This is a genomic window from Bacillus carboniphilus (assembly GCF_039522365.1).
GTDB lineage: Bacteria > Bacillota > Bacilli > Bacillales > JC228 > Bacillus_BF > Bacillus_BF carboniphilus.
The window spans coordinates 1-23,517 of sequence record NZ_BAAADJ010000055.1; the positions used below are offsets into that span (position 1 = coordinate 1).

22 protein-coding genes are annotated in these 23,517 nt (G+C 37.7%); 15 read left to right on the forward strand and 7 right to left on the reverse strand.

From position 1 onward, the window contains the following. Window positions 1-108 precede the first annotated feature (108 nt). A complete protein-coding gene (locus ABDZ91_RS15870) occupies window positions 109-1,578 on the reverse strand; it encodes an aminotransferase class I/II-fold pyridoxal phosphate-dependent enzyme (protein ID WP_343800820.1) in 1,470 nt (489 codons plus the stop codon). A 335-nt stretch (window positions 1,579-1,913) separates the two neighbouring features. Between ABDZ91_RS15870 and ABDZ91_RS15875 the strand changes: the two genes are divergently transcribed. Then, window positions 1,914-2,186 (forward strand): UPF0223 family protein, encoded by a 273-nt coding sequence (locus tag ABDZ91_RS15875; RefSeq protein WP_343800823.1) that lies wholly within the window; start codon window positions 1,914-1,916, stop codon window positions 2,184-2,186. Window positions 2,187-2,221: 35 nt separating this feature from the next. On the opposite strand, the gene ABDZ91_RS15880 is transcribed toward ABDZ91_RS15875, so the two are convergent. Beyond that, the gene (locus tag ABDZ91_RS15880; protein WP_343800826.1) at window positions 2,222-2,851 is read right to left on the reverse strand and encodes a YktB family protein; all 630 of its coding nucleotides are present in this window, start codon (window positions 2,849-2,851) and stop codon (window positions 2,222-2,224) included. Window positions 2,852-3,085: 234 nt separating this feature from the next. Here ABDZ91_RS15880 and ABDZ91_RS15885 point away from each other — a divergent pair, with 234 nt between their 5' ends. Both ABDZ91_RS15885 and ABDZ91_RS15890 read left to right on the forward strand, forming a co-directional pair. Next, window positions 3,086-3,280 (forward strand): hypothetical protein, encoded by a 195-nt coding sequence (locus ABDZ91_RS15885; RefSeq protein ID WP_343800829.1) that lies wholly within the window; start codon window positions 3,086-3,088, stop codon window positions 3,278-3,280. A 164-nt stretch (window positions 3,281-3,444) separates the two neighbouring features. Then, a complete protein-coding gene (locus ABDZ91_RS15890) occupies window positions 3,445-4,248 on the forward strand; it encodes an inositol monophosphatase family protein (protein WP_343800832.1) in 804 nt (267 codons plus the stop codon). A 208-nt stretch (window positions 4,249-4,456) separates the two neighbouring features. Here the strand turns inward: ABDZ91_RS15890 and ABDZ91_RS15895 are convergent, their stop codons facing one another. Beyond that, complete coding sequence (locus ABDZ91_RS15895) at window positions 4,457-4,642, reverse strand: YlaF family protein (protein WP_343800835.1); 186 nt, start codon at window positions 4,640-4,642, stop codon at window positions 4,457-4,459. A 350-nt stretch (window positions 4,643-4,992) separates the two neighbouring features. Here ABDZ91_RS15895 and typA point away from each other — a divergent pair, with 350 nt between their 5' ends. From typA to ABDZ91_RS15910, 3 genes are read left to right on the forward strand one after another with little or no spacing between them, the layout of a single operon-like run. Beyond that, the gene (gene typA / locus ABDZ91_RS15900; protein ID WP_343800842.1) at window positions 4,993-6,828 is read left to right on the forward strand and encodes a translational GTPase TypA; all 1,836 of its coding nucleotides are present in this window, start codon (window positions 4,993-4,995) and stop codon (window positions 6,826-6,828) included. A 15-nt stretch (window positions 6,829-6,843) separates the two neighbouring features. Beyond that, a complete protein-coding gene (locus tag ABDZ91_RS15905) occupies window positions 6,844-7,167 on the forward strand; it encodes a YlaH-like family protein (protein WP_343800844.1) in 324 nt (107 codons plus the stop codon). Between the two features lie 13 nt (window positions 7,168-7,180). Further along, window positions 7,181-7,456 carry a hypothetical protein gene (locus ABDZ91_RS15910; protein WP_343800847.1) on the forward strand — a complete coding sequence of 92 codons (276 nt, stop codon included), beginning with the start codon at window positions 7,181-7,183 and terminating at the stop codon, window positions 7,454-7,456. 56 nt (window positions 7,457-7,512) lie between these two features. On the opposite strand, the gene ABDZ91_RS15915 is transcribed toward ABDZ91_RS15910, so the two are convergent. Both ABDZ91_RS15915 and ABDZ91_RS15920 read right to left on the reverse strand, forming a co-directional pair. Further along, window positions 7,513-7,716 (reverse strand): YlaI family protein, encoded by a 204-nt coding sequence (locus ABDZ91_RS15915; RefSeq protein WP_343800850.1) that lies wholly within the window; start codon window positions 7,714-7,716, stop codon window positions 7,513-7,515. Between the two features lie 180 nt (window positions 7,717-7,896). Then, window positions 7,897-8,505, reverse strand: coding sequence for a YhcN/YlaJ family sporulation lipoprotein (locus ABDZ91_RS15920; protein ID WP_343800853.1), 609 nt, complete (start codon window positions 8,503-8,505; stop codon window positions 7,897-7,899). Window positions 8,506-8,886: 381 nt separating this feature from the next. Here ABDZ91_RS15920 and ABDZ91_RS15925 point away from each other — a divergent pair, with 381 nt between their 5' ends. Beyond that, the gene (locus ABDZ91_RS15925; RefSeq protein ID WP_343800856.1) at window positions 8,887-10,212 is read left to right on the forward strand and encodes a PhoH family protein; all 1,326 of its coding nucleotides are present in this window, start codon (window positions 8,887-8,889) and stop codon (window positions 10,210-10,212) included. A gap of 52 nt (window positions 10,213-10,264) precedes the next feature. Here ABDZ91_RS15925 and ABDZ91_RS15930 read toward each other — a convergent pair whose 3' ends face one another. Beyond that, window positions 10,265-10,759: a peptidyl-prolyl cis-trans isomerase gene (locus ABDZ91_RS15930; protein ID WP_343800858.1), complete on the reverse strand. Its 495-nt coding sequence runs from the start codon at window positions 10,757-10,759 to the stop codon at window positions 10,265-10,267. A 119-nt stretch (window positions 10,760-10,878) separates the two neighbouring features. Here ABDZ91_RS15930 and glsA point away from each other — a divergent pair, with 119 nt between their 5' ends. The 4 genes from glsA to pyc all read left to right on the forward strand — a co-directional run bounded on the left by glsA (window position 10,879) and on the right by pyc (window position 17,155). Further along, on the forward strand, window positions 10,879-11,811 hold the full coding sequence (glsA, locus tag ABDZ91_RS15935) for a glutaminase A (RefSeq protein ID WP_343800860.1): 933 nt from the start codon (window positions 10,879-10,881) through the stop codon (window positions 11,809-11,811). 164 nt (window positions 11,812-11,975) lie between these two features. After that, window positions 11,976-12,257: an Fpa/YlaN family protein gene (locus tag ABDZ91_RS15940; RefSeq protein WP_343800863.1), complete on the forward strand. Its 282-nt coding sequence runs from the start codon at window positions 11,976-11,978 to the stop codon at window positions 12,255-12,257. A gap of 181 nt (window positions 12,258-12,438) precedes the next feature. Beyond that, window positions 12,439-13,680 carry an FtsW/RodA/SpoVE family cell cycle protein gene (locus ABDZ91_RS15945; RefSeq protein ID WP_343800866.1) on the forward strand — a complete coding sequence of 414 codons (1,242 nt, stop codon included), beginning with the start codon at window positions 12,439-12,441 and terminating at the stop codon, window positions 13,678-13,680. A gap of 34 nt (window positions 13,681-13,714) precedes the next feature. Continuing rightward, the gene (gene pyc / locus ABDZ91_RS15950) at window positions 13,715-17,155 is read left to right on the forward strand and encodes a pyruvate carboxylase (RefSeq protein WP_343800869.1); all 3,441 of its coding nucleotides are present in this window, start codon (window positions 13,715-13,717) and stop codon (window positions 17,153-17,155) included. 32 nt (window positions 17,156-17,187) lie between these two features. Here the strand turns inward: pyc and ABDZ91_RS15955 are convergent, their stop codons facing one another. Continuing rightward, window positions 17,188-18,138: a COX15/CtaA family protein gene (locus ABDZ91_RS15955; protein WP_343800872.1), complete on the reverse strand. Its 951-nt coding sequence runs from the start codon at window positions 18,136-18,138 to the stop codon at window positions 17,188-17,190. A gap of 717 nt (window positions 18,139-18,855) precedes the next feature. On the opposite strand from ABDZ91_RS15955, the gene cyoE reads away from it, so the two are divergent. The 4 genes from cyoE to ABDZ91_RS15975 all read left to right on the forward strand — a co-directional run bounded on the left by cyoE (window position 18,856) and on the right by ABDZ91_RS15975 (window position 23,516). Next, window positions 18,856-19,779: a heme o synthase gene (cyoE, locus tag ABDZ91_RS15960; RefSeq protein WP_343800875.1), complete on the forward strand. Its 924-nt coding sequence runs from the start codon at window positions 18,856-18,858 to the stop codon at window positions 19,777-19,779. A 119-nt stretch (window positions 19,780-19,898) separates the two neighbouring features. Then, complete coding sequence (gene coxB, locus ABDZ91_RS15965) at window positions 19,899-20,978, forward strand: cytochrome c oxidase subunit II (RefSeq protein WP_343800878.1); 1,080 nt, start codon at window positions 19,899-19,901, stop codon at window positions 20,976-20,978. A 34-nt stretch (window positions 20,979-21,012) separates the two neighbouring features. Then, entirely contained in the window at window positions 21,013-22,905 is a 1,893-nt protein-coding gene (ctaD, locus tag ABDZ91_RS15970; RefSeq protein WP_425541842.1) for a cytochrome c oxidase subunit I, read from the forward strand. Then, window positions 22,905-23,516 (forward strand): cytochrome (ubi)quinol oxidase subunit III, encoded by a 612-nt coding sequence (locus ABDZ91_RS15975; protein WP_343800881.1) that lies wholly within the window; start codon window positions 22,905-22,907, stop codon window positions 23,514-23,516. The genes ctaD and ABDZ91_RS15975 overlap by 1 nt, the downstream gene beginning before the upstream one ends. Window position 23,517: the final 1 nt, after the last annotated feature.

Consider the following 23,517-nt stretch of genomic DNA (forward strand, 5'->3'; position numbering starts at 1 on the left):
CGCAAAATAACAAATAAATATACAAATACAAAAAGATTGTGGTCATTAAAAACGTTGACCACAATCTTTTTTCTTAACTTCAGCTAGATTTGTCCCAGCCTCTTTTTTTTATCTTATAGCGTGATGTTCCTTAATAACACGAATTGATTTTAATTCAAAGTCCTCAGGACCTTGGACAGGTAAGCCTACTTCTATATTTTTCTTTATATAAGAGAGGTTCTCTTCCGTGATTATTTCTCCCGGGATGAAGATTGGAATACCGGGTGGATAGACCATAACGAATTCTGCAATAATTCTACCTGCTGATTCTTCTAACGGGATTACTTCGGTTTCAGAATAAAATGCATCTCTTGGAGATAGTGCTAACACTGGAATATCAGGAAGTAGTACTTCAACTCTTGTATCACTTTCAATACTTTTACTTGTGTTAGCCAATGATCGAAGAGATTCCACCAGTTGGTTGGTTTCATATTCAGTGTCACCAGGTGTAATGATACAGAGGATGTTATAAAGGTCTGAGAGTTCTACCTCAATGTGAGCTACCTCTCGTAGCCACTTTTCTGCATCATATCCAGTAATACCTAATTCACGCACATTGATAATCAATTTAGTTGGATCATAATCAAAGGTTGCCTTCGAACCAAGAATTTCTTCCCCGACACAATATAGACCTTCGATTTCGTTAATTTCCCTTCTCGTTGCTTCTGCTAGCTCAATTGCTCGATCTAAGAGCTCTTTCCCCTCTGTTACCAATCTTTTTCTAGCTACATCGAGCGAAGCAAGAAGTAAGTAGGAAGTAGAGGTAGTTGTGAGCATGCTTAAGATAGATTGAACCCTTTTAGATGACACAAGTCCTTCTCTTACATTTAAAATAGAGCTTTGGGTCATAGAACCACCCAATTTGTGAACACTTGTAGCTGCCATGTCAGCTCCCGCTTGCATAGCGGAGAGTGGGAGTTTGTCATGGAAATGAATATGAACTCCGTGTGCTTCATCTACAAGAACTGGTACATTATAGGAGTGGGCAATATCCACAATTTTCTTGAGATCAGCTGCAATACCAAAATAAGTAGGATTGATAACAAATACCCCTTTGGCATCTGGATGCTGTTCAAGTGCTTTTTCAACTGAGTCCGTTGTGATTCCGTGTGAGATTCCTAATTTAGGATCAATTTCTGGATGAATAAAAATAGGAGTTGCACCTGAAAAAACAATAGCAGACATTACTGATTTATGAACGTTTCTCGGTACAATGATTTTTTCACCAGGTCCACAAACGGTCATTACCATCGTCATGATTGCTCCCGAAGTACCTTGAACGGAGAAAAATGTATGGTCAGCACCAAAAGCATCAGCCGCTAAATCTTGAGCTTGTTTTATAATCCCTCTCGGTTGATGTAAATCATCTAAAGGACTGATATTGATTAAGTCTATTGAAAGTGCATTTTCACCAATAAAATCACGAAAAGTAGGATCCATCCCTGTCCCTTTTTTATGACCTGGAATGTGAAATTGAATTGGATTCTTCTTGGCATGTTCTACTAATCCTGTAAACAATGGAGTTTCATTTTGAGACAATTCTTGCCACACCTCTTTATAAAAATATGCCTATGTAGTTTTGGCTAAGTGATTAGGTGTTTACTATGGCCAATTTGTAGCCATACTCGCTTTCTCTACATAAAACAAATGAATTATAGCACTATGCCCCCTCTTTGCATAGGGGCAAACGCTTATTTTCTATTCGAGTTTTTAGTTTATACAATCCATTTGATAATACTCATTTTTATATAGTTTACATCTGACTACGTTCCCGGGGATAAAACCTAATGATAATCAGTGGTAAGTAGTAGCCAAGCTAAAGATTTAAGAATTACAATAGTGGAGATGCTAATTTAGGCAAGGAGGTAAATGAAATGGAATATAACTATCCAATTGACCATGATTGGTCTACTCAAGAAATTGTCGATGTCATACATTTTTATGAAGGTATTGAAAAGGCCTATGAAAAAGGGATTAAGCGTGAAGAACTAATGAATTTATATAGAAGGTTTAAAGAAATCGTACCAGGCAAAGCAGATGAGAAAAATTGGTTTCGTGCTTTTTTAGATGAAAGTGGCATGGACCCATATCCTGTGATTAGGGATATGAAACAGCGGAATGAAGGTAGTGTGTTAAAAGGTTATTAAAAAAAATGGTACGCTACATTCAGCGTACCATTTTCTTATGCATTTACGGCCATCTTATATAATGGAATTAACGTCTCAAATGTTTCCTTTGTAAATTCTATAAACCTTTTACCATCCTTCAAGAGAGGGTCATTTGCAGGAATATGGCGCCCTACTAGGAACTCAGCTTTTTTAACATCTCTAAAGCGTTCCAAACTCGCCTTTAACCCTTTGTCTCCGAGCTCCCCAAGTGAGTCAGCTTCCTTCTTCATGTGATCCATGGATAAGACGTAATCTTCAGGAATGAGCACCTTCACTTCTTTTTTGTTTTTTAGAAAGGCTTTAGCAATTTCGTTTTTATTTGGTAGCTCATAAATGAGGGCTAGCCAAATAAAAACATGGTCATCAAATAGTCCGACCTGGAAGTGGGGGTGCTTCTTATAGCCTCGTTTATTATGGGCAATGGCAAGCCAAGTATCCTTAGGGGGATTAACCGATCTTCTAGCGTGCTTTGCAATATGTAAAAACATTTCACTCCCAATTATGGAAGAGAGGTCTTCAGTAAGTGTTTCTCCAATTTCTTTAAACTTTGGTTGAATGCGTGATTGGATGGCTTCCATGCGACCTTCCAGCCCATCAATCGAAAATGTATCAAAATCGGATTGAGAAAATCCAGTAAATGCCATTAAGCATCATACTCCTTTATAAAAAATAATATGGACGAACTATAAAAATTACGGGTTTATTTTATCATACCCCCGGGAAAAAGGATTCTAAAAAGCTTATAAATAGTAATATATGGGTACTAGCACAATTTAGTTGCAGGAGAAATTACTTCATCATAGAATAGTATTACATAAATGATTTCTGAAAATTTAGATTTTGGTTTCGGGCGACTTTCTAAGAGAGGAGTGGCGATTGTGAAGCAACTCATGCACACCATTAAAAAGAAAGACCAAGAGCAACAAAGATTAGCGGTTTTACGTCTAGAGCTAAATTATGAGTTAGCCGTATTATACGAAGCCATGCAAAACGATGATAATGATCAAGCTCGAAAATGTAAAGAGCAACTAAAACGTATTAGAAACGAACTAATTCAATTAAATGGGTTATAAAGGTAGGATAAATGAATAGAATCAATGGATTTAAAACTGATGGATAAACGGATCTGTTCCTGAATAGGAAGTAGATCCGTTTTTTCGTTGGCTAACCTTTAAACTTGAATAGAGTCTGGATTATTTAGTAAGCTAAAGGTGAGAAGGTTTCTGGAGGCACAGACATGATAAATTGGGCAAAAATAGACAGGTTAGCTAAAGACTGGGTACTCGAAGCGGGTAAAAGAATTAAAGATACAATTGATGAGGAACTGTTAATCGAAACCAAGTCCGATGCCAATGACTTAGTAACGAATGTAGATAAGGAAACAGAACAATTTTTTATACATAAAATTAACGAACTAGACCCAACTCATAAGATTCTTGGGGAAGAAGGATTTGGAGACAAGGTAGATTCCATGGACGGTGTTGTCTGGATTTTGGATCCAATCGATGGAACTATGAATTTTGTTCATCAAAAGAGAAATTTTGCAATATCACTAGCTGTGTATGAAAATGGTGTTGGTAAAATAGGGATCATTTATGATGTGATGGCAGATGACATGTACCATGTACGACCAGGTGAAGGTGCTTATTTAAATGATACAAAGCTCCGTCCATTGCAAAATGTTCCTTTATCTAAAGCTGTGATTGCTTTGAATGCCACTTGGATTGTACCGAATAAAAGGATAGACTATACAAAGCTTTCTCCATTGGTAAAAGAAGTAAGAGGGATTCGTTCTTATGGGTCAGCAGCCATTGAGTTGGCTTTTGTGGCATCAGGAAGGTTAGATGGATATATTACGATGAGGTTGTCTCCATGGGATTATGCAGCGGGGAAATTGCTTGTTGAAGAAGTAGGCGGTATAACTTCTAATTTGAAGGGGGAACCACTGTCTTTACTTAATAAGTCTTCCTTATTTGTAGGAAGTCCAAAAATTCATGAGGAAATTTTGGAAAAGTATTTAGACAGTTATGAAGGAATTTAATGAAATGAAAAAGACTGTTTAGGTTATTTTAAGCCTATAACAGTCTTTTTTTTTTTGCTATATGATATTTAACCCTGCCAAGAGGAGAAACGTTAATAGAGGGAACGTTTTACAAAAATCATGTTACAACAATAATGTAAATAAAAGAATCGTTATCCCAATACCTGACCTAGAAGTATTACGATAACGATTCTCTAACCAAACTAATTCAATTTCCGGCTTTCTCACGCAGTTTCCTTTTCGTACGAAAACCAAAGCCCATAACAACAATTGTTCCAATAATACAGGCGATAATACCGAGGGCACTACCTTCGCTTACAAATATTCCAATGCCACTAATACAAAGAACAGCTAAGATGGCATACACAACAAATATTTTATTTTCAGAAGCCATTATTTAATCTCCTTTCTAACAGAAACAGTGCTTAATTATTTTTATTGTACAGTTTCAAAGCTTGACCGGGTAAGCGAGGACCGTTCGCTCTTATTTGTCTAGCTGCAGGGCCTAGCCCCTCGAGGTCACAAGCCAAGCCTCCCAGAAAGGTAAAGAACACCTTTCCGTGAGCCTCGTCTTGTGCTTGTCGGGGCTGGTCGAGGCCCTTCCACTTTTGTTAATTGTATCGAAGGTTCGTGATTATTTCTAGTAACCTGTGTTATAATGTTCTAGTTGTAATTTGGATTTACGCAATTTAGGTTAAAAAAACCCCTAAACAGGGATTAAAATATAGAAAGCAGGTTGACATCATGTCAGTACGTAATATTGCAATTATTGCACACGTAGACCACGGAAAAACAACAATCGTAGATCAAATGTTAAAACAATCAGGTACATTTCGTGAAAACGAGCATGTAGATGAGAGAGCTATGGACTCAAACGACATCGAAAGAGAACGTGGGATAACCATTTTAGCTAAGAACACAGCTATTCACTATAATGATGTAAAAATTAACATCTTAGATACACCAGGACATGCTGACTTCGGTGGAGAAGTTGAGCGTATTATGAAAATGGTTGACGGTGTTCTACTAGTTGTAGATGCATATGAAGGATGTATGCCTCAAACACGGTTTGTGTTAAGAAAAGCATTAGAACAAAAGCTTCAGCCAATTGTTGTCATTAACAAAATTGATAAGCCAAGTGCGAGACCTGAAGAAGTAGTAGATGAAGTGTTAGACTTGTTTATTGAGCTTGGAGCAAATGAAGACCAGCTTGAATTCCCAGTTGTTTATTCTTCGGGACTTAATGGAACATCAAGTTTAGATCCAGATCCAGCGAAACAAGAAGATAATATGCATGCACTGATGGATCAAATTATTGAGTCTATCCCAGAACCGCCTCAAAACCAAGAGGAACCACTTCAAATGCAAGTAGCCTTATTAGACTACAATGAATACGTTGGACGAATCGGGATTGGACGCATTTATCGAGGTTCTGTCAAAGCGGGTCAAAGTGTTACACTTATGAAGCGTGATGGGAAAATGGAGAATCATCGAATTGTAAAATTGTTCTCCTTCCTTGGCTTAAAACGTCATGAAGTTCAAGAAGCGTTCGCAGGTGATATTGTTGCGATTTCTGGAATGGAAGAAATCAATGTTGGGGAAACCGTTTGTGATCGCGAACACCCTGAAGCTCTTCCGGTTATGAAAATAGATGAGCCAACTCTAAAAATGACTTTCCTTGTGAATAATAGTCCATTCGCTGGATTAGAAGGAAAATGGGTAACTGCTAGAAAAATTGAAGAGCGTTTAAATGTTCAACTTAAGACGGATGTTAGTTTAAAGGTTGAACCAACAGACTCTCCTGATGCTTGGACTGTTTCGGGTCGTGGGGAACTTCACCTTTCCATCCTTATTGAAAACATGAGACGTGAAGGATATGAACTTCAGGTATCAAAACCAGAGGTTATTATTAAAGAAGTTGACGGAGTTCTTAGTGAGCCTGTAGAAAGAGTACAAATTGATATCCCTGAAGAATATATGGGGAATGTAATGGAATCTATTGGGGAAAGAAAAGGCGAAATGCTAGATATGACTCATACGAGCACGGGCCAAGTTCGTATTATTTTCTTAGTTCCATCCAGAGGATTGATTGGTTATCGTACAGAGTTCCTATCTATGACTAGAGGATATGGAATTTTACACTCTAACTTTGATTCGTACAAGCCAGTATACACTGGACCAGTAGGGGAAAGACGTCAAGGTGCGCTTGTTTCAATGGAAAAAGGAAAAGCGACTCAATACTCGCTAGTTGCTCTAGAGGACCGTGGTGTTATGTTTATTGAGCCGGGAACAGAAGTATATGAAGGTATGATTATCGGTGTAAATAATAAAGAAGGCGATTTGAACGTAAACGTAACAAAAGCAAAACAAGCAACGAATGTTCGTTCTGCTACGAAAGATCAAACCGTTACAATGAAAAAACCAAAAATCCTTTCTCTAGAAGAAGCGCTTGAATTCTTGAATGATGATGAGTATTGTGAAGTGACTCCTGAATCTATTCGTCTTCGTAAAAAGTTATTAAACAAATCTGAACGTGAAAAAATTGCACGTAAGAAGAAGTACGAGGTAACAAAAGGCTAAAGGGTGGTGTAAGCTATGGTGGATGTATCAGAAAGACTTACTTTCTTTGCCGCATTATTTAATGTAGATGAAAACCCTGAGGCGGGTATGTGGTATTTATATGGGACCATTATTTTATTGTGTATTGTCGTATATAAATTAGGATTTGCGAAGAAGCTCCCGCCTCTTAAGTCCTTTATTATTTACTTGTTTTTAATACTTGGCTGTACGATTTTAACATTCTTAGGTGTTTTTTTACCGGTTGCAGAAGGATTAGTTGTGGCTGCTGTCATATTAATAATATATAAAATCCGTCTAAAACAACAAAAGAAACACGAAGAAGTTGATGGAGTAAGCTAAGGGGTGTAGGTCTTTGAGATCCATACAGGACGCTTTCTTTAATTGGTTATCAATCCGAGAAGTAGCAATAGCGAGGCCAGATGATGTTGCTGCGAAGGATACAGAACAATTATTCTTAAGTATTCTGCAAGACCAATATGGTGTTGGTGATGTGCAGGTCGAGAAAGAAGATGAGTTTGTCTTTGTTTCGTATGAACAAAGTGGGGAGAAGAAGCAAATGAAGCTTCCTAAGGATTATGTTGAATCAATGATTGATCAAATGAATCGAGACCCTGAGAAATACAAATAACCCGCTGAATTTCAGCGGGTTTTTGTTTGTTTGTTATATAGGATAAAACATTTGTCCTATATCCAATCATCATCTTCTTTTGGTGGTTCATATAACTTGAAATTCCCAGATTTCTGACGCTCTTCTGTTTTATCTGCAATTCTCTGGTCGCAATCTTCGCATAGATATGTATGTATGGGTCTATTCCTAAACTTTTTCGCTAAAGGAGAATGGTCTGGTATTGTATCAATCTTTTCACATATAAAACAACGAACTCTCAAAGACAGTCACCTCAATTTTGTCCTAACGCAAACAGTATATCACGCCCAGTGCTCTTCTGAAAGAGTTTATGCTAATTTCTCCATTCTGACGGGTGACTCAATCGCTTCATCACTGCTCACCGTTTCTTAAAACTGAACATATGATAATAATAAAAAAAAGGAGGCGATTAGCCCCCGTTGTTATTTTTGATTATTTGATTGATCTTGTTGTTCTTTATCTAATTGATTACGTTCTTTTTGATTAACATTACCTTTTTGTTTTTCAGTTGCTTGTTTTGGTGTTGTTTCGTTTAGATGTTCTGGAATATCGGGCATAATTCGACCTACGATATCAGATAATTCATTCATAATCCCCTGAACTGGTTCACCACGCTCAATATCACTTCCAATTTCGTTCAAGCGCTGCATAATATCTGGATCCGCTACGACAATCGCTTCAGCACCATATGGATCTTGCTTTAAGGCCTCAATAACTGAGTATTTCACTGTACCTACTTGTGACCGCTCCATATTTTCATCTACATCTATACCTACAATTGCATAGTTTCCAAGCACTACAGCTGTAGCATCTTTTACATTAGGTACCCTAGTCGTTAGCTCTACTAGATGCTCAGATATTTGTTGACCTGATTTACGATCTACAGTATCAAAGGTACTGTTTCGAACTCTAATTAAGGATTCATCATTATTTCTCGCAGTCTGGTTATTCGCGTTGTTTGCGTCTTGATTCCCGTTACAACTAACTAGAAACACCACACAAAAAACAAGAAAACCTAATTTCTTTAACATATACATTCACCCTTTAGCTCTGTATTGTCTTACTTTTACTCTTTGATGAAGCGGTGTTAATCAGTGTCTACTCCTAGTGCCTATTCCTTGTGAGAAAACAAGTGCATCGTCGGTCGGACATAAGCCTAATGGAAGTTGGTAGTGATCAATCAGGCACTCTCATTTTCAATTAGTTTGCAAATGTTCTTCTATCTTTATTCACTTGGACATATATTTTAGCAAGGCTACAGCTTTAAAAATGCTTCACACAACGTAGTGTGGAGTAATGAAGATCTATCCATCTCTATTAGAGCTCCACATGAAATGGGAGTTCAAGGCACTTCCGCTTTTCTACTAATACTGACAACTGAATAGAAAATTCTCTAAGCAGGGGGCGGCAGTTTGAATAAAATTTATGTATTAGATACCAATGTCTTATTACAAGATCCGTTTTCAATTTTTTCTTTCGAAGATAATGAGGTAGTAATACCAGCAGTCGTTTTGGAGGAAGTAGATTCTAAAAAGAGGTACATGGATGAAATTGGACGAAATGCAAGACAAGTATCTAAACTTATAGATCGCTTAAGAGAAAATGGAAAGTTACACGAGAAGATTCCCTTAGAAAATGGGGGGTCACTCCGTATCGAGTTAAACCATCGGTCATTCCATCAATTACAAGAAATTTTTATTGAGAAAACCAATGACAACAGAATTCTAGCTGTGGCTAAAAATTTATCCTTAGAAGAGGCAACAAAAGAAAATGGGAAGCCAGTTATTCTTGTGAGTAAAGACACGTTAGTGCGTGTAAAGGCAGATGCTATAGGGTTATTTGCTGAAGACTTCTTGAGTGACCGAGTTGTTGAGGTTGATGATATCTATTCCGGTTTTTGTGATTTATATGTAAGTACTGAAACATTGAATCAGTTTTATGAAAGAGGAGAAATGGCACTCTCCGATTTTACACACCATTCTTTTTATCCTCATCAATTCCTCATACTGAGGGATGCTCTAGGCAGTTCTTCCGCCATAGCAATGGTTGATTCTTCCGGTAAAAGTATCAAAAAACTAACAACGAAGGAACCTCATATTTGGGGGATAAAACCTAGGAATGTTCAACAAACAATGGGGGTTGAACTTTTACTTCGAAATGATATTAACTTAGTCACTATGGTTGGAAAAGCTGGTACTGGTAAGACATTGCTCGCTTTAGCAGCTGGCCTTTTACAGACTGAGGATTACGGGCTATACAAAAAGCTTCTAGTTGCTAGACCAATCGTTCCAGTAGGAAAAGATATTGGTTTCTTGCCAGGTGAAAAACAGGAGAAATTACGACCTTGGATGCAGCCTATTTTTGATAATCTTGAGTACCTATTTAATACAAAGAAACCAGGGGAATTAGATGCTATTTTAGCGGGTATGGGGTCTATTGAAGTAGAAGCTTTAACTTATATAAGAGGTAGAAGTATTCCTGAGCAGTTTATTATCATTGATGAAGCTCAGAACCTAACCAAACATGAAGTGAAAACCATCTTAACACGGGTTGGGGACAAGAGTAAGATTGTGCTAATGGGAGATCCACAGCAGATTGATCACCCTTATTTAGATGAGTATAATAATGGGCTTACGTATGTAGTAGAGAAGTTTAAAGACCAGTCTATTGCTGGACATGTTAAATTGGTTAAAGGAGAAAGATCGAGCTTAGCAAAGCTTGCAGCAGATTTATTATAAAGAGATTATGCAAGAATGAAAAACCCCCCATTAAAAAATGGGAGGTTCAATATTAGCGAACTGTTAAGGATCTGACATGTTTAATGGGATTATTCACATTTGAACCATTCCCATAAATCACATGAACAGGTCCATCTTCTTTGAGAGGCTTTCCTTTAATAGAGAATAATAATATTAGATCAAAGGCATCTTTTAATGAAACAGACACTTCTCCTTCTGTCGTTTCAATCACGACCTCTTTAGCCGATTCAGAAGGTTCCGCTGTTTCTAAGAAGGGCTTGAGTTTCATACCAAACGTTCCAGTAAGAATTTTTTCCTTTTGGAATTTCTTTTCTGTTTTAATGGTAGGTGGAGAAACGGCTCCCTCCATTATTTCTTTTTCCCAATTCTTTGAAAGAACTTCAGAAAAATCAATCGTTTCCTTTGAATTCTCAGAATTCGTAAGTCCTTCTTCTAAATCAATCTTTCTGTCATCAAAAATCCAAACAGACGGATCTAAAGTAAGAGGAAATTGGACATTCCCCTTTAAAGGAATAATAAGATCCATGTACTAAACAGTCCTTTCATTTCTTAAGTTTACCTATGTGTAGGTTAGCTTCGCTTAGGTCATGCTTGTATCTTTCTTCCTTATATCGAATATATTAAGAAGAAAAAAGGGTGTTTTGTGTGACATGTGATGCTAGCAAAGAGCTTGAAGACTTAGTGGCTAAAGCAAGGCCATATAGTCAACACGGAAAACTTGCCTCCTACATTCCAGCATTAGAGAAGGCAAACAAGGATGACCTTTCAGTTGCAATCTATCATTTAGATGATGGTACATGTACATATGCTGGTGATTATCAAGAAAAGTTCACGTTACAAAGTATATCAAAAGTTTTGAGCTTAGCATATGTTTTGGCTCATATTGGTGAAGGGAAAGTCTTTCAGAAAGTCGGGATGGAGCCCACTGGTGATCCATTCAACTCGATAGCCAAGCTCGAAACTTCCAAACCATCCAAACCATTGAACCCTATGATCAATGCAGGTGCACTAGTTGTGACAAGTCTTATACCAGGTCAAAATACTTCTGATAAGTGGGAAAAGTTTCTTCAATTTGTCCAAACATTATCCGGTAATACAGAAATCGGTTACTGTAAAGAGGTTCAGGAATCTGAATTTGAAACTTCTAATTTAAATCGCGCTTTGTGTTACTTCATGAGGCAGCATGGTGTCTTAGAGGGAGATGTTGAGTCCATCATGGAGCTATATACAAAGCAATGTTCAATCGAAATGAATTGTTTAGATTTGGCAAGAATTGGAGCAGTATTTTCGAATAATGGTAGAGATCCATTAAGTAAGAAGGAGCTCATTCCGGAACAGATTGCTCGAATATGCAAAACCTTTATGGTGACATGTGGGATGTATAATGCATCTGGAGAATTCGCGATGAAGGTAGGAATACCAGCTAAAAGTGGAGTTTCAGGTGGGATACTAGGTGTCATCCCCAATCGTTGTGGAATTGGTGTCTTTTCTCCTGCGTTAGATGAGAAGGGAAATAGTCTTGCTGGGTGGACATTATTAGAACTTATGAATAAAAAGTATGACTTTAGTATTTTCTAATAATTTCAGTTACTTACACACATTTTTAGTCCCCCCATTCTTCCTTGCAATTTCATTGATTTACAGTTAAAATTTATAGATAGAATCGGCTTTTAGAGGTAAAATGCAAGAGATAAAATGTCTCCTGAAATATATCTTTAAATGTACGTAATGGGGGGATCTCCGTGGCACAAGAGACAACCGTGAACACAAGTGAGAAAGCTTTTGAGCTACTTAAGGCAGATGCTGATAAAATATTTAAGTTAATAAAAGTGCAGATGGATAATTTAACCATGCCACAGTGCCCTCTTTATGAGGAAGTCCTGGATACTCAAATGTTTGGCTTATCTAGAGAAATAGATTTTGCTGTTCGACTTGGATTAGTCGAGGAGAAAGATGGAAAAGGGCTACTGGATGCACTTGAGCGAGAATTGTCTGCATTACATGAGGCATCACAAAAGAAATAGGTGAAAAACTCAAACAGTCGTATAGTTATTGTTTGAGTTTTTTTTATTCGGGGAAAAAGTAATGATATGTATTCATAAACTGATTTCATTTCATTTTGATTGCAAAGCAAAGGACTAGCAGGATTTTTCCTGCTTTTTATGGAAACTAAAGTGTAGATAGAAAACCGATGAGGTAGATGACATGTTAAAGAAAATCCTAAAATCCTATGATTATTCCTTAGTAATTACATATATTTTACTCTGTATTTTCGGCCTGGTCATGATCTATAGCGCGAGTGTTGTTTGGGCCGTTCAACAGCTTGGTCAACCGAGTGATTTCTTTTTCCAAAAACAGAAAATCAATCTTTTGGTATCTTTTATTGCCTTTTTGGCAGCTGCTGTTTTTCCTTATAAAATCTTTCAATTTAAGAAATCATTAGCCATTATTATGGGGCTCATCACCTTAAGCTTATTTTTCATTTTTATCTTCGGTCATACAGCTAATAACGCACAAAGTTGGTTTAAGTTTGGAAATAGTAGTTTTCAGCCTTCTGAATTTGCAAAGCTTGGCTTAATCATATATCTGGCCGCAGTTTATGGAAAAAAGCAATCTTACATAAACGACTTTAACAAAGGAATTGTCCCTCCACTTTTATTTTTAATGTTGAGCGTATTCTTGGTAGCTATTCAACCAGACTTTGGAACCGCCTTTATTATTTTCATGATTGGGGCTCTTATGATTCTTTGTTCAGGCATGAACTTAAAGAGTTTATTCAAGCTATTTCTTCTTGCTATGGTGGCGTGTATTCTTTTTTCACCGTTCTTCCTTATGAAGAAAGATGAGATATTTTCAGAAGAGAGAATGGGAAGAATTGACGGATTTCTGGCTCCGTTTGAAGATGTAGAGGATCACGGATATCATTTGGTTAATTCCTATTATGCAATAGGTCTTGGAGGATTATTTGGGAAAGGGCTAGGTGAAAGTACTCAGAAACTAGGGTATTTACCTGAACCTCATACCGATTTTATTATTTCTATCATTTCAGAAGAGCTTGGAATATTCGGAGTTGGTTTTGTTATATTTTCGCTTGGTTTCATAGTCTTAAAAGGGATTCGAGTTAGTACCAAATGTAGAGATCCGTTTGGGAGTTTATTAGCCATCGGTATCTCTAGTATGATTGGAATTCAATCTTTTATAAACCTTGGCGGAGCATCAGGAGTTATTCCGATTACAGGGGTTCCTCTACCTTTTATAAGTTATGGAGGCAGTTCACTGCTCCTACTATCTTTATCAATGGGGTTACTCGTAAATGTTTCGATGTTTACGAACTACGATAGAAAGTATAAAGAGTCAAAAGATCAAACCACACCACAAGACTCAACAGCAGGTCCTGAGCGAAAGTTTTATACCATTAACGGTAACCAGAGAACGATCAGTCGTTAGAACCATATGCAAATTTGATGAAGGGGTGAGCTAAATGGCAAGAATAAATAAGGTACTTGTAGCAAACCGTGGTGAAATTGCAATTCGGATATTTAGAGCCTGTACAGAATTAGATTTAAAAACAGTGGCGATCTATTCAAAAGAAGATACAGGCTCCTTTCATCGCTATAAAGCAGATGAGGCATATTTAGTAGGAGAAGGGAAAAAGCCTATAGATGCATACCTGGATATTGAAGATATTATTAGAATTGCGAAAGAGGCTCAAGTTGATGCTATTCACCCGGGCTATGGTTTCTTATCTGAAAACCTTGAATTTGCGAAACGATGTGAAGAGGAAGGTATTATCTTTGTTGGTCCTCGTTCCGAACATCTATATACATTTGGGGACAAGGTAAGAGCACGTCTAGCTGCCCAAAAAGCAGGGGTGCCAGTTGTGCCTGGGAGTGACGGTCCCGTTAATGGCCTTGAGGATGTTATTAAGTTTGGCAAAAAACATGGCTTCCCAATTATTATTAAAGCTGCTCTTGGTGGCGGCGGTCGCGGAATGCGAATCGTTAGGTCACAAGAAGAAATAAAACAAGCTTTTGAGCGTGCGAAGTCAGAGGCAAAGGCTGCTTTTGGTAGTGACGAGGTATATGTAGAAAAAATGATAGAAGCACCGAAGCACATTGAAGTGCAAATATTAGGTGACCAACAAGGCGAAATTATTCATTTGTTTGAAAGAGACTGTTCTGTTCAAAGAAGGCACCAAAAAGTAGTAGAAGTAGCGCCTTCAGTATCTTTAAAGGATAGTGTTCGTGAAGAAATCTGTCAATCAGCTGTACAGTTAATGAAGAGTGTGAATTATGTTAACGCTGGGACTGTTGAATATTTAGTACAAGGAGATCAATTCTATTTTATTGAAGTAAATCCAAGAGTACAGGTGGAGCATACGATTACTGAAATGGTAACCGGAATTGATATTGTTCAGTCTCAACTTTTGATTGCTCAGGGGCATTCATTACACAGTTCAGAAATTGATATCCCTGAACAGCACCTTATCAAGCCAAATGGGTATGCCATTCAATCAAGGGTTACAACAGAAGATCCTCTTAACCAATTTATGCCTGATACGGGTAAAATTATGGCATACAGGTCAGGGGGAGGCTTTGGAGTACGCCTAGATGCTGGTAATGGTTTTCAAGGGGCAGTTATTACCCCATATTACGATTCACTTCTTGTTAAGGTTTCGACATGGGCACTGACCTATGAAAAAGCTGCAGCTAAAATGGTACGAAATCTGCAAGAATTTCGGATTAGAGGTATCAAGACAAATATACCTTTCTTAGAAAATGTCGTGAAACACCCGGACTTCTTATCAGGAGAGTATTCAACTCAATTTATAGACCAAACACCTGAGCTGTTTATCTTTCCGAAACGAAAAGACCGAGGAACAAAGATGCTTACCTATATTGGAAACGTAACAATAAATGGTTTCCCAGGTATTGAAAAAAAGAAGAAACCTATCTTCCCTAAAACGAGAATTCCGACTCTTCCAATAAGCCAGAACTTTCAAAATGGAACAAAGCAAATATTAGATACGAAAGGTCCAGAAGGTTTGGCTCAATGGGTAAAAGACCAAAAGAAAGTGCTTTTAACTGATACGACATTCCGAGATGCACATCAATCCCTACTAGCTACAAGAGTCAGAACTCAAGATTTAAAAAGGATTGCTGAACCAACAGCTAAACTCTTACCTGAATTGTTTTCGGTAGAGATGTGGGGAGGAGCAACCTTCGATGTGGCTTATCGCTTTTTAAAAGAGGATCCATGGGAAAGACTTCTTATCTTAAGAGAAAAGATGCCTAATTTATTATTTCAAATGCTCTTGCGTGCTTCAAATGCAGTAGGATACAAAAACTACCCGGATAACGTTATTAGAGAATTTGTACAGAAATCCGCCTATGCGGGAATTGATGTCTTCCGGATCTTTGATAGCTTAAACTGGGTTCAAGGAATGGAGGTAGCCATTGAGGCTGTCCGTGATTCTGGAAAAGTAGCGGAAGCGGCTATTTGTTATACAGGAGATATTTTAGACCCTAGCAGAAGTAAATATGATTTAGCGTACTATAAAGAACTCTCAAAAGAGCTTCAGAACCAAGGTGCTCATATTTTAGCAATTAAGGATATGGCGGGAATATTAAAACCAGAAGCTGCGTACACTTTAATTTCGAGTTTGAAAGAAACGATTGACATACCGATTCATTTGCATACTCACGATACGAGTGGGAATGGAATCTTTACTTATGCTCGTGCCATTGAAGCAGGTGTCGATATCGTGGATACTGCAGTTACTACGATGGCTGGTTTAACTTCTCAACCAAGTGCAAATAGTCTTTACTATGCAATGGAAGGTCGGGAAAGACAACCAGATTTAAATATGAATCATCTCCGGTCTTTATCAAATTATTGGGAAGATATTAGGAAAATATATCATGATTTTGAAAGCGATATGATAGCACCTCACCCAGAAGTTTATGTACATGAAATGCCGGGTGGACAATATAGTAATTTAGGACAACAGGCAAAAGCCGTTGGTCTTGGTGAACGTTTTGATGAAGTAAAAGATATGTATGCACGGGTAAATAAGCTGTTTGGAGATATTGTAAAGGTTACCCCTTCATCAAAAGTAGTAGGGGATATGGCCTTATTTATGGTACAAAACAATTTAACAGAAGAGGACATCATTGAAAAAGGGGAATCCATCGATTTTCCTGATTCAGTAGTGGAATTGTTTGAAGGATATTTGGGGCAGCCTTATCAAGGATTTCCTAGGGAATTACAACGAGTCATTTTAAAAGGAAAAGAGCCTATTACAGTTCGTCCTGGTGAACTCTTAGATGATGTGAATTTTGAAAAGTTGAAAGAAGAGTTATTTAATGAACTGAAACGACCAGTAACAAGTTTTGAGGCTCTCTCGTATGCACTTTATCCTAAAGTATTTAATGAGTACATGAAAACCGTAGAGCAATTCGGAAATATCTCTGTTCTCGATACTCCGACATTTTTATATGGGATGAGATTAGGAGAAGAAATTGAAGTTGAAATTGAAACGGGTAAAACACTTATTGTAAAACTTGTTTCTATAGGTCAGCCGCAAGTGGATGGCACACGTATTGTTTATTTTGAGTTAAATGGGCAGCCGCGTGAAGTTGTTATTAAAGATGAAAATATAAAGTCAGCAGTGGCAGAAAAAATCAAAGCAGATCCTAAGAATGAAAGTCATATTGGTGCTACAATGCCAGGTACTGTAATCAAAGTGTTAGTTGAGAAGGGTGAGAAAGTGGAAAGAGGAGACCACCTAATGATTACAGAGGCCATGAAAATGGAAACAACTGTTCAAGCCCCATTTAAAGGAACAGTTACTGAAATTTATGTAAACAATGGAGATGGCATTCAGGCAGGAGATCTATTAGTAGAACTAAATAAGGAATAGATAAAAAAAGAAGCGCTAGAAGCGCTTCTTTTTTATTGGACGTTGACGTCATGATCGGTTTGTTTCTCAGATTTATAATATTTTTCGCTACGATAGATGAGTAGTAGGAAATAACTAAGAATAGCAAATAAGAACGCAATAAAGAGTGCGTGTGCTAGGGCAAATCCTAAGCTTAGTCTTGAAAAGACCACCAAGGCACCAGCTGTTACTTGTAATGAAACCAAGATAAAGGCCATCACCCAGCCGTTATATAAGGCTTTCTCGTTTTTATATTGCTTTATGGCAATAACCGTTACATACCCAATCCAAATAAACACTAGTGCAGCAGCTAAACGATGTCCCATCTGCACCCATTCATGAAAATTTGTAGGAAGCCAACGATCGCTAGAATTCACACACATTGGCCAATCGGGGCATACGAGACTGGCATTCACGTGTCTTACCAGTGCCCCGGTATAAACAACACAGTATGTGTACACCATAATGCCAATTATATGACGCTTCATTCGTTTATCAATGTAAACAGGCTTCTGCTTTCTCTCTTGTCCTTCCTCAAAAACGATTAAGGTTAACAAGAGAACAGAAGCAAAAGATATCAAGGAAATACCGAAGTGAAGAGCTAATACAAAGTCTGATTGACCCCACATAACAGCGGCAGCTCCAATTAAAGCTTGGAGAACTAAGAAAAGAAAAGACAGGAAAGCCAAAAATTTTGTTTCTTTTCTATAACCAATTTGTTTCCATGCCATAATGGATAATGCTAGTACGAGGATCCCTGCTCCCCCTGATACTACCCTATGTGCCAATTCAATAACCAATTCTGGTGTAATTTCTTCTGGGATCAGTTGACCATGGCACAATGGCCAGCTTTCACCACATCCATCACCAGATTCAGTTTTAGTTACTAAAGCTCCTCCTAATAAAACAAAGAGCATTGCAATCGTAGAAAAAACTGCTAGAAGTTTTAATCCTTTACGTTGCATGTATTCCACCTTCTTTCGACGTATAGGATGTCTAAATAATTTTTTATCTGCTCCATCTAGGCGACATGCAAAATTATAATAGTCAATACAATATAAGTGCTATTACCCAATTAAATCCTTACCTATTATAACCCCAAACTTCTCATGAGCAAAATTACGATTATTGGAAAATGGGAAGGTATGAAAAATGGAGTCACTTGAAAGCTATTTTTCCATAGTAAGCATAAGACCAGATAGAGCATTTTGTAATAGAAAAACTTTAATTTCCTAATATAAGTAAAAACAGTATGGTTGGGACAGAAGTATCGTACAATAATAAGTAACGCATCTTATCTGCACCTTCCTAAACTATCTATTATCATTATGCTAAAATAATCAAAAAAAGGGGAGGCTTTTCTTTAGATGACACAAATTCGACATAAATTAGAACGAATAATTTCACAAAAAAGATACAAATTGTGATTTAATATACAGTTGAAGAGGGGGCTATCTGTTACCCGAAAACATAGGGTGTTTTGAGAATTTTTTCCGATTTGAGGAAACCCCTGTGATAAAAATCACACTTTTTATGACTAAAGTGTGAAATAATATTTTTACTATCCACAAAACTCGTTTTTCATGCAATAATTGGTATAGTATAATAAGGGAGATGTCCGTTCTTACATTAAGAATCAAGGGTACGAATGTTTCCGCTTTTCGTGAAAGGAGGAGAGTCATATGGCTGATACAAAAGTAGCTTCAAATGCGACACTAAAGGATTCTACAACCTTTTCAAATACAAGCGCTTTCAAAGATTTTCTAGCACTTATTAAGATAGGGATTGTAAACTCCAATTTTATTACCACCTTTGCTGGACTGTGGCTTGCCCTTCACTTTCAAAACATGGGATTTCTTGATAATATTGGTACTGTTATTTATACGATGTTGGGATCCTCTCTAGTGATTGCAGGTTCCTGTAGTATTAATAACTTCTACGACCGTGATATTGATCAAATCATGAGTAGAACGAAATCAAGACCTACTGTTACCGGAAAGGTTACTGGTCAACAAGCTCTGATTATTGGCCTATTCTTAATTACTGTAGGAACTATATTTTTATTTATGACCACAACAACAGCTGCACTAATAGGACTATCTGGTGCATTTTTCTATGTTGTCTTATATACAATGTGGTCTAAAAGGAGATATACACTAAATACAGTAGTTGGTAGTTTTTCAGGGGCAGTTCCTCCTTTAATTGGTTGGGCAGCTGTCGATTCAAACTTAGGCTTAGTCCCAATTATTTTGTTCCTAATAATGTTTATATGGCAAATTCCACACTTTTTAGCAATCGCCATGAGACGTTGTGAAGAATATAGAGCAGCTGGAGTTCCAATGCTACCGGTAATACACGGCTTTGCTATTACAAAAAGACAGATGATAGCCTGGATTGCTTGTCTATTACCACTACCGTTTTATCTATTTTCACTAGGCTGGCCATTTGTTGTCTTGGCAACAGCTTTAAATGTAGGCTGGCTTGTTTTAGGACTTGTAGGATTTAAAAGACAAGACGATAGGAAATGGGCGACGCTCATGTTTGTCTATTCATTAAATTATTTGACTATATTGTTTGTGAGCATGATTATTGTTACGCTTATCTAGGCAATTCTTTCTTGAAAAAGAATTGAACATAAATTAGGAGGCTAAAGGGCCTTTGTCCTTCAGCTAGAAATGCGCAATACTTCAAGAGGATTTTAAAGAAAGAGGGGTTTGATTACGCTATGAAGAAGTGGCTGCATAAATGGCGAATTTTCTTAAGTATAGCCATTGCATCTCTTTTCCTTGCAGGTTGTGGTGAACCATATCTATCTACACTTCGACCAGCGGGATCAGTAGCACAAACACAATACGAACTCATGATTTTAAGTACACTAATCATGGTACTCGTTATTGTTGCGGTTACTGTAATTTTCTTAATTGTAATTATCAAGTTTAAAAGAAAGAAAGGCGACGACTCTATACCTGAACAAGTAGAAGGAAGTCATAAACTAGAAATCATCTGGACGACGATTCCGATCCTTTTACTACTTGTCTTGGCTGTACCAACAGTAGCAGCTACTTTCAATCTTGCTGATGTTTCCGGAATGGAAGAGGATGAAGAAGGTAATAGAGACGGTCTTGTTGTGAATGTTCGTGCCAACCTATACTGGTGGGAATTCGAATATCCGGATCATGGAGTTATCACATCGCAAGACTTAGTTGTTCCAACTGGGCAGAAAGTTTATTTCAACCTAATCGCTTCTGATGTAAAACATTCATTCTGGGTTCCGGCAGTTGGAGGGAAAATGGATACGAACGTTGATAACGTCAACAAGATGTGGTTAGAATTTGATCCAGAAAAGTCAGATGAAGCTGGGAACATCTTCTATGGAAAATGTGCTGAGCTTTGTGGACCATCCCATGCGTACATGGATTTTAAAGTTAAAGCCATTTCACAAGATGAGTTCTCAAACTGGATTGCTTCTATGGAGAACTATGAAGCACCTGATTTAACGAATAATGCGCTTGCACAAAGAGGAAGCGAATTATTCTCAGAAAAGAACTGTATTTCATGTCATGCTATTACACCTCAAGACGAAAGACCTGAGGCTGCTCGTACGGCTCCAAACTTAGCAACATTTGGAGAAAGAGAAAGAATTGCAGGAATTCTTCCTCATGATGAGGAGTACTTAATTGACTGGCTTGATGATCCAGAAGAATTAAAGCCTGGAAACTTAATGACAGGCACATATCCAAAGCTTTCTCAAGAAGAGCTTGAAGCATTGACAGAGTATTTGTTTACATTGAAGACTCAAGAATAATAGAGTATTTGTATGTTGTTAAGGAGGTAAAATCGTGAGCACCATCGCACAGAAAAAAGGGTTCGCCGCGACATTATGGGACTATTTGACAACGGTTGACCATAAAAAAATTGCGATCCTTTATTTAGTATCCGGCGGTTTCTTCTTCATTCTTGGTGGTCTTGAAGCGATGATTATCCGTATTCAGCTTGCTGTACCGGATAGTAATTTCGTATCTGCTGGGTTCTATAATGAAGTTTTAACGATGCACGGAACCACCATGATTTTCTTGGCTGCCATGCCACTTATATTTGCTTTTATGAATGCAGTTGTGCCTTTACAAATTGGGGCTCGTGACGTTGCATTCCCATTCTTAAACTCTCTAGGTTTCTGGTTGTTTTTCTTTGGTGGAGTTTTCTTAAACCTTTCTTGGTTCTTAGGCGGAGCTCCTGATGCTGGATGGACTTCCTATGCATCTTTAGCATTAGAATCACCAGGGCATGGAGTTGATTTTTATGTTCTTGGTTTACAAATTTCCGGTGCTGGTACGTTAATAGGGGGTATTAACTTCCTTGTAACCATTATTAACATGCGTGCACCTGGTATGACTTACATGAGAATGCCATTATTTACATGGTCAAGTTTTGTAACTTCTGCACTTATCTTATTTGCTTTTCCTCCATTAACAGTTGGTCTTTTCTTAATGTTATTTGACCGTTTGTTTGGCGCCAACTTCTTTAATGCTGCAGCCGGAGGAAACACGATTATCTGGGAGCATTTATTCTGGATTTTCGGTCACCCAGAAGTATACATTCTTGTACTACCTGCATTTGGTATTTTCTCTGAAATCTTTGCGATTTTCTCTCGTAAACGCCTATTTGGATATTCATCCATGGTATTCGCGACTGTATTGATTGGATTCCTAGGATTCATGGTATGGGCTCACCATATGTTTACAACAGGTATGGGACCAGTTGCCAACTCAATCTTTGCAGTAGCAACAATGGCAATCGGGGTTCCAACGGGTATTAAGATCTTTAACTGGCTATTTACAATGTGGGGTGGAAAAATTACCTTCACAACACCAATGCTATATGCAGTTGCTTTCATTCCATCTTTCGTAATGGGTGGAGTAACAGGGGTTATGCTTGCTTCTGCAGCAGCTGACTATCAATACCATGATTCTTACTTCGTAGTTGCTCACTTCCACTATGTTATTGTTGGTGGTGTAGTATTCGCGATGTTAGCCGGTACACATTTATATTGGCCGAAAATTTTTGGTACGATGTTAAATGAAGCTTTAGGAAAAATCACATTCTGGTTATTCTTTATTGGTTTCCATTTAACATTCTTTATCCAGCATTTCTTAGGACTAATGGGTATGCCACGAAGAATCTTTACATTCTTGCCAGGTCAAGGATTTGAGACTGGTAACCTAATCAGTACCGCTGGTGCATTCTTTATGGCTGTTGCGGTAATCATTATGTTAATAAACATCGTAATGACATCTGTTAAGAACGTAAAGGTTGGAAACGATCCTTGGGGAGATGGACGTACGCTTGAATGGGCAATTCCATCACCACCACCTTTCTATAACTTTAAGCAAACTCCACTTGTGCGTGGTCTAGACGCTTGGTGGCTAGAAAAGAGAGACGGCAAAAAGGAACTTACACCAGCTGAACCAATTGGTGATATCCATATGCCTAACAACTCTTTCTTACCGTTTGTTATGTCTCTTGGCTTGTTTATTGCAGCATTCGGTGCAATGTATCAAGTTGATAAAGTTGGAGATGCAGCTAAGTATCCATGGGCACTACCAGTTCTAATTATCGGTATGGCCATTACATTTGGTGCAATGTTTGTTCGTTCTGTAAAAGATGACCATGGATATCATGTTCATAAAGAAGATTTAATTGATGATAATGACGACAAGGGGGTTAAGGCATAATGGAAGCACAAGAAAAATTTACTGCAGACACTTGGCCTGCCTCCCCTGAAAAATCTACCCTTGATGGGAAAAATAAATTCCTAGGATTTTGGTTATTCTTAGGGGGAGAGACAGTTCTCTTTGCTTCCCTCTTTGCTACGTATTTGGCGTTAGTTGATAAAGAGGAAGCGTCTCATCTCTTCGATCCAAAATTAGTTTTTGTTATGACGATGTTGCTTTTAACTAGTTCCCTTACTAGTGTTTATGCAATGTACCATATGAAAAACTTTGCATTTAAGAAAATGCAACTATGGCTATTTGTGACTGTTTTGCTTGGACTTGGATTCCTTGGAATCGAAATTTATGAGTTCTACCACTATGTTCATGAATACGAATTTGGATATACTACAAGTGCATTTAGTTCAGCGTTCTATACACTAGTAGGTTTCCATGGTGGACACGTTACATTTGGTTTAGCTTGGATTATTACACTGATGGTACGTAATTCAAAACGTGGAATTGATTTATACACGGCACCCAAGTTCTATGTTGCAAGTTTATACTGGCACTTCATTGACGTGGTGTGGGTATTCATCTTCACAGTCGTATATCTAATGGGAATGGTGGGATAAG

Bases quoted from the DNA above. Each gene is read 5' to 3' on its own strand.
- ABDZ91_RS15875 (WP_343800823.1), top strand. From the start codon at position 1,914: ATGGAATATAACTATCCAATTGACCATGATTGGTCTACTCAAGAAATT.
- ABDZ91_RS15880 (WP_343800826.1), bottom strand. From the start codon at position 2,851: ATGGCATTTACTGGATTTTCTCAATCCGATTTTGATACATTTTCGATT.
- ABDZ91_RS15890 (WP_343800832.1), top strand. From the start codon at position 3,445: ATGATAAATTGGGCAAAAATAGACAGGTTAGCTAAAGACTGGGTACTC.
- ABDZ91_RS15895 (WP_343800835.1), bottom strand. From the start codon at position 4,642: ATGGCTTCTGAAAATAAAATATTTGTTGTGTATGCCATCTTAGCTGTT.
- typA (WP_343800842.1), top strand. From the start codon at position 4,993: ATGTCAGTACGTAATATTGCAATTATTGCACACGTAGACCACGGAAAA.
- ABDZ91_RS15905 (WP_343800844.1), top strand. From the start codon at position 6,844: ATGGTGGATGTATCAGAAAGACTTACTTTCTTTGCCGCATTATTTAAT.
- ABDZ91_RS15920 (WP_343800853.1), bottom strand. From the start codon at position 8,505: ATGTTAAAGAAATTAGGTTTTCTTGTTTTTTGTGTGGTGTTTCTAGTT.
- ABDZ91_RS15930 (WP_343800858.1), bottom strand. From the start codon at position 10,759: ATGGATCTTATTATTCCTTTAAAGGGGAATGTCCAATTTCCTCTTACT.
- ABDZ91_RS15945 (WP_343800866.1), top strand. From the start codon at position 12,439: ATGTTAAAGAAAATCCTAAAATCCTATGATTATTCCTTAGTAATTACA.
- pyc (WP_343800869.1), top strand. From the start codon at position 13,715: ATGGCAAGAATAAATAAGGTACTTGTAGCAAACCGTGGTGAAATTGCA.
- ABDZ91_RS15955 (WP_343800872.1), bottom strand. From the start codon at position 18,138: ATGCAACGTAAAGGATTAAAACTTCTAGCAGTTTTTTCTACGATTGCA.
- cyoE (WP_343800875.1), top strand. From the start codon at position 18,856: ATGGCTGATACAAAAGTAGCTTCAAATGCGACACTAAAGGATTCTACA.
- coxB (WP_343800878.1), top strand. From the start codon at position 19,899: ATGAAGAAGTGGCTGCATAAATGGCGAATTTTCTTAAGTATAGCCATT.
- ABDZ91_RS15975 (WP_343800881.1), top strand. From the start codon at position 22,905: ATGGAAGCACAAGAAAAATTTACTGCAGACACTTGGCCTGCCTCCCCT.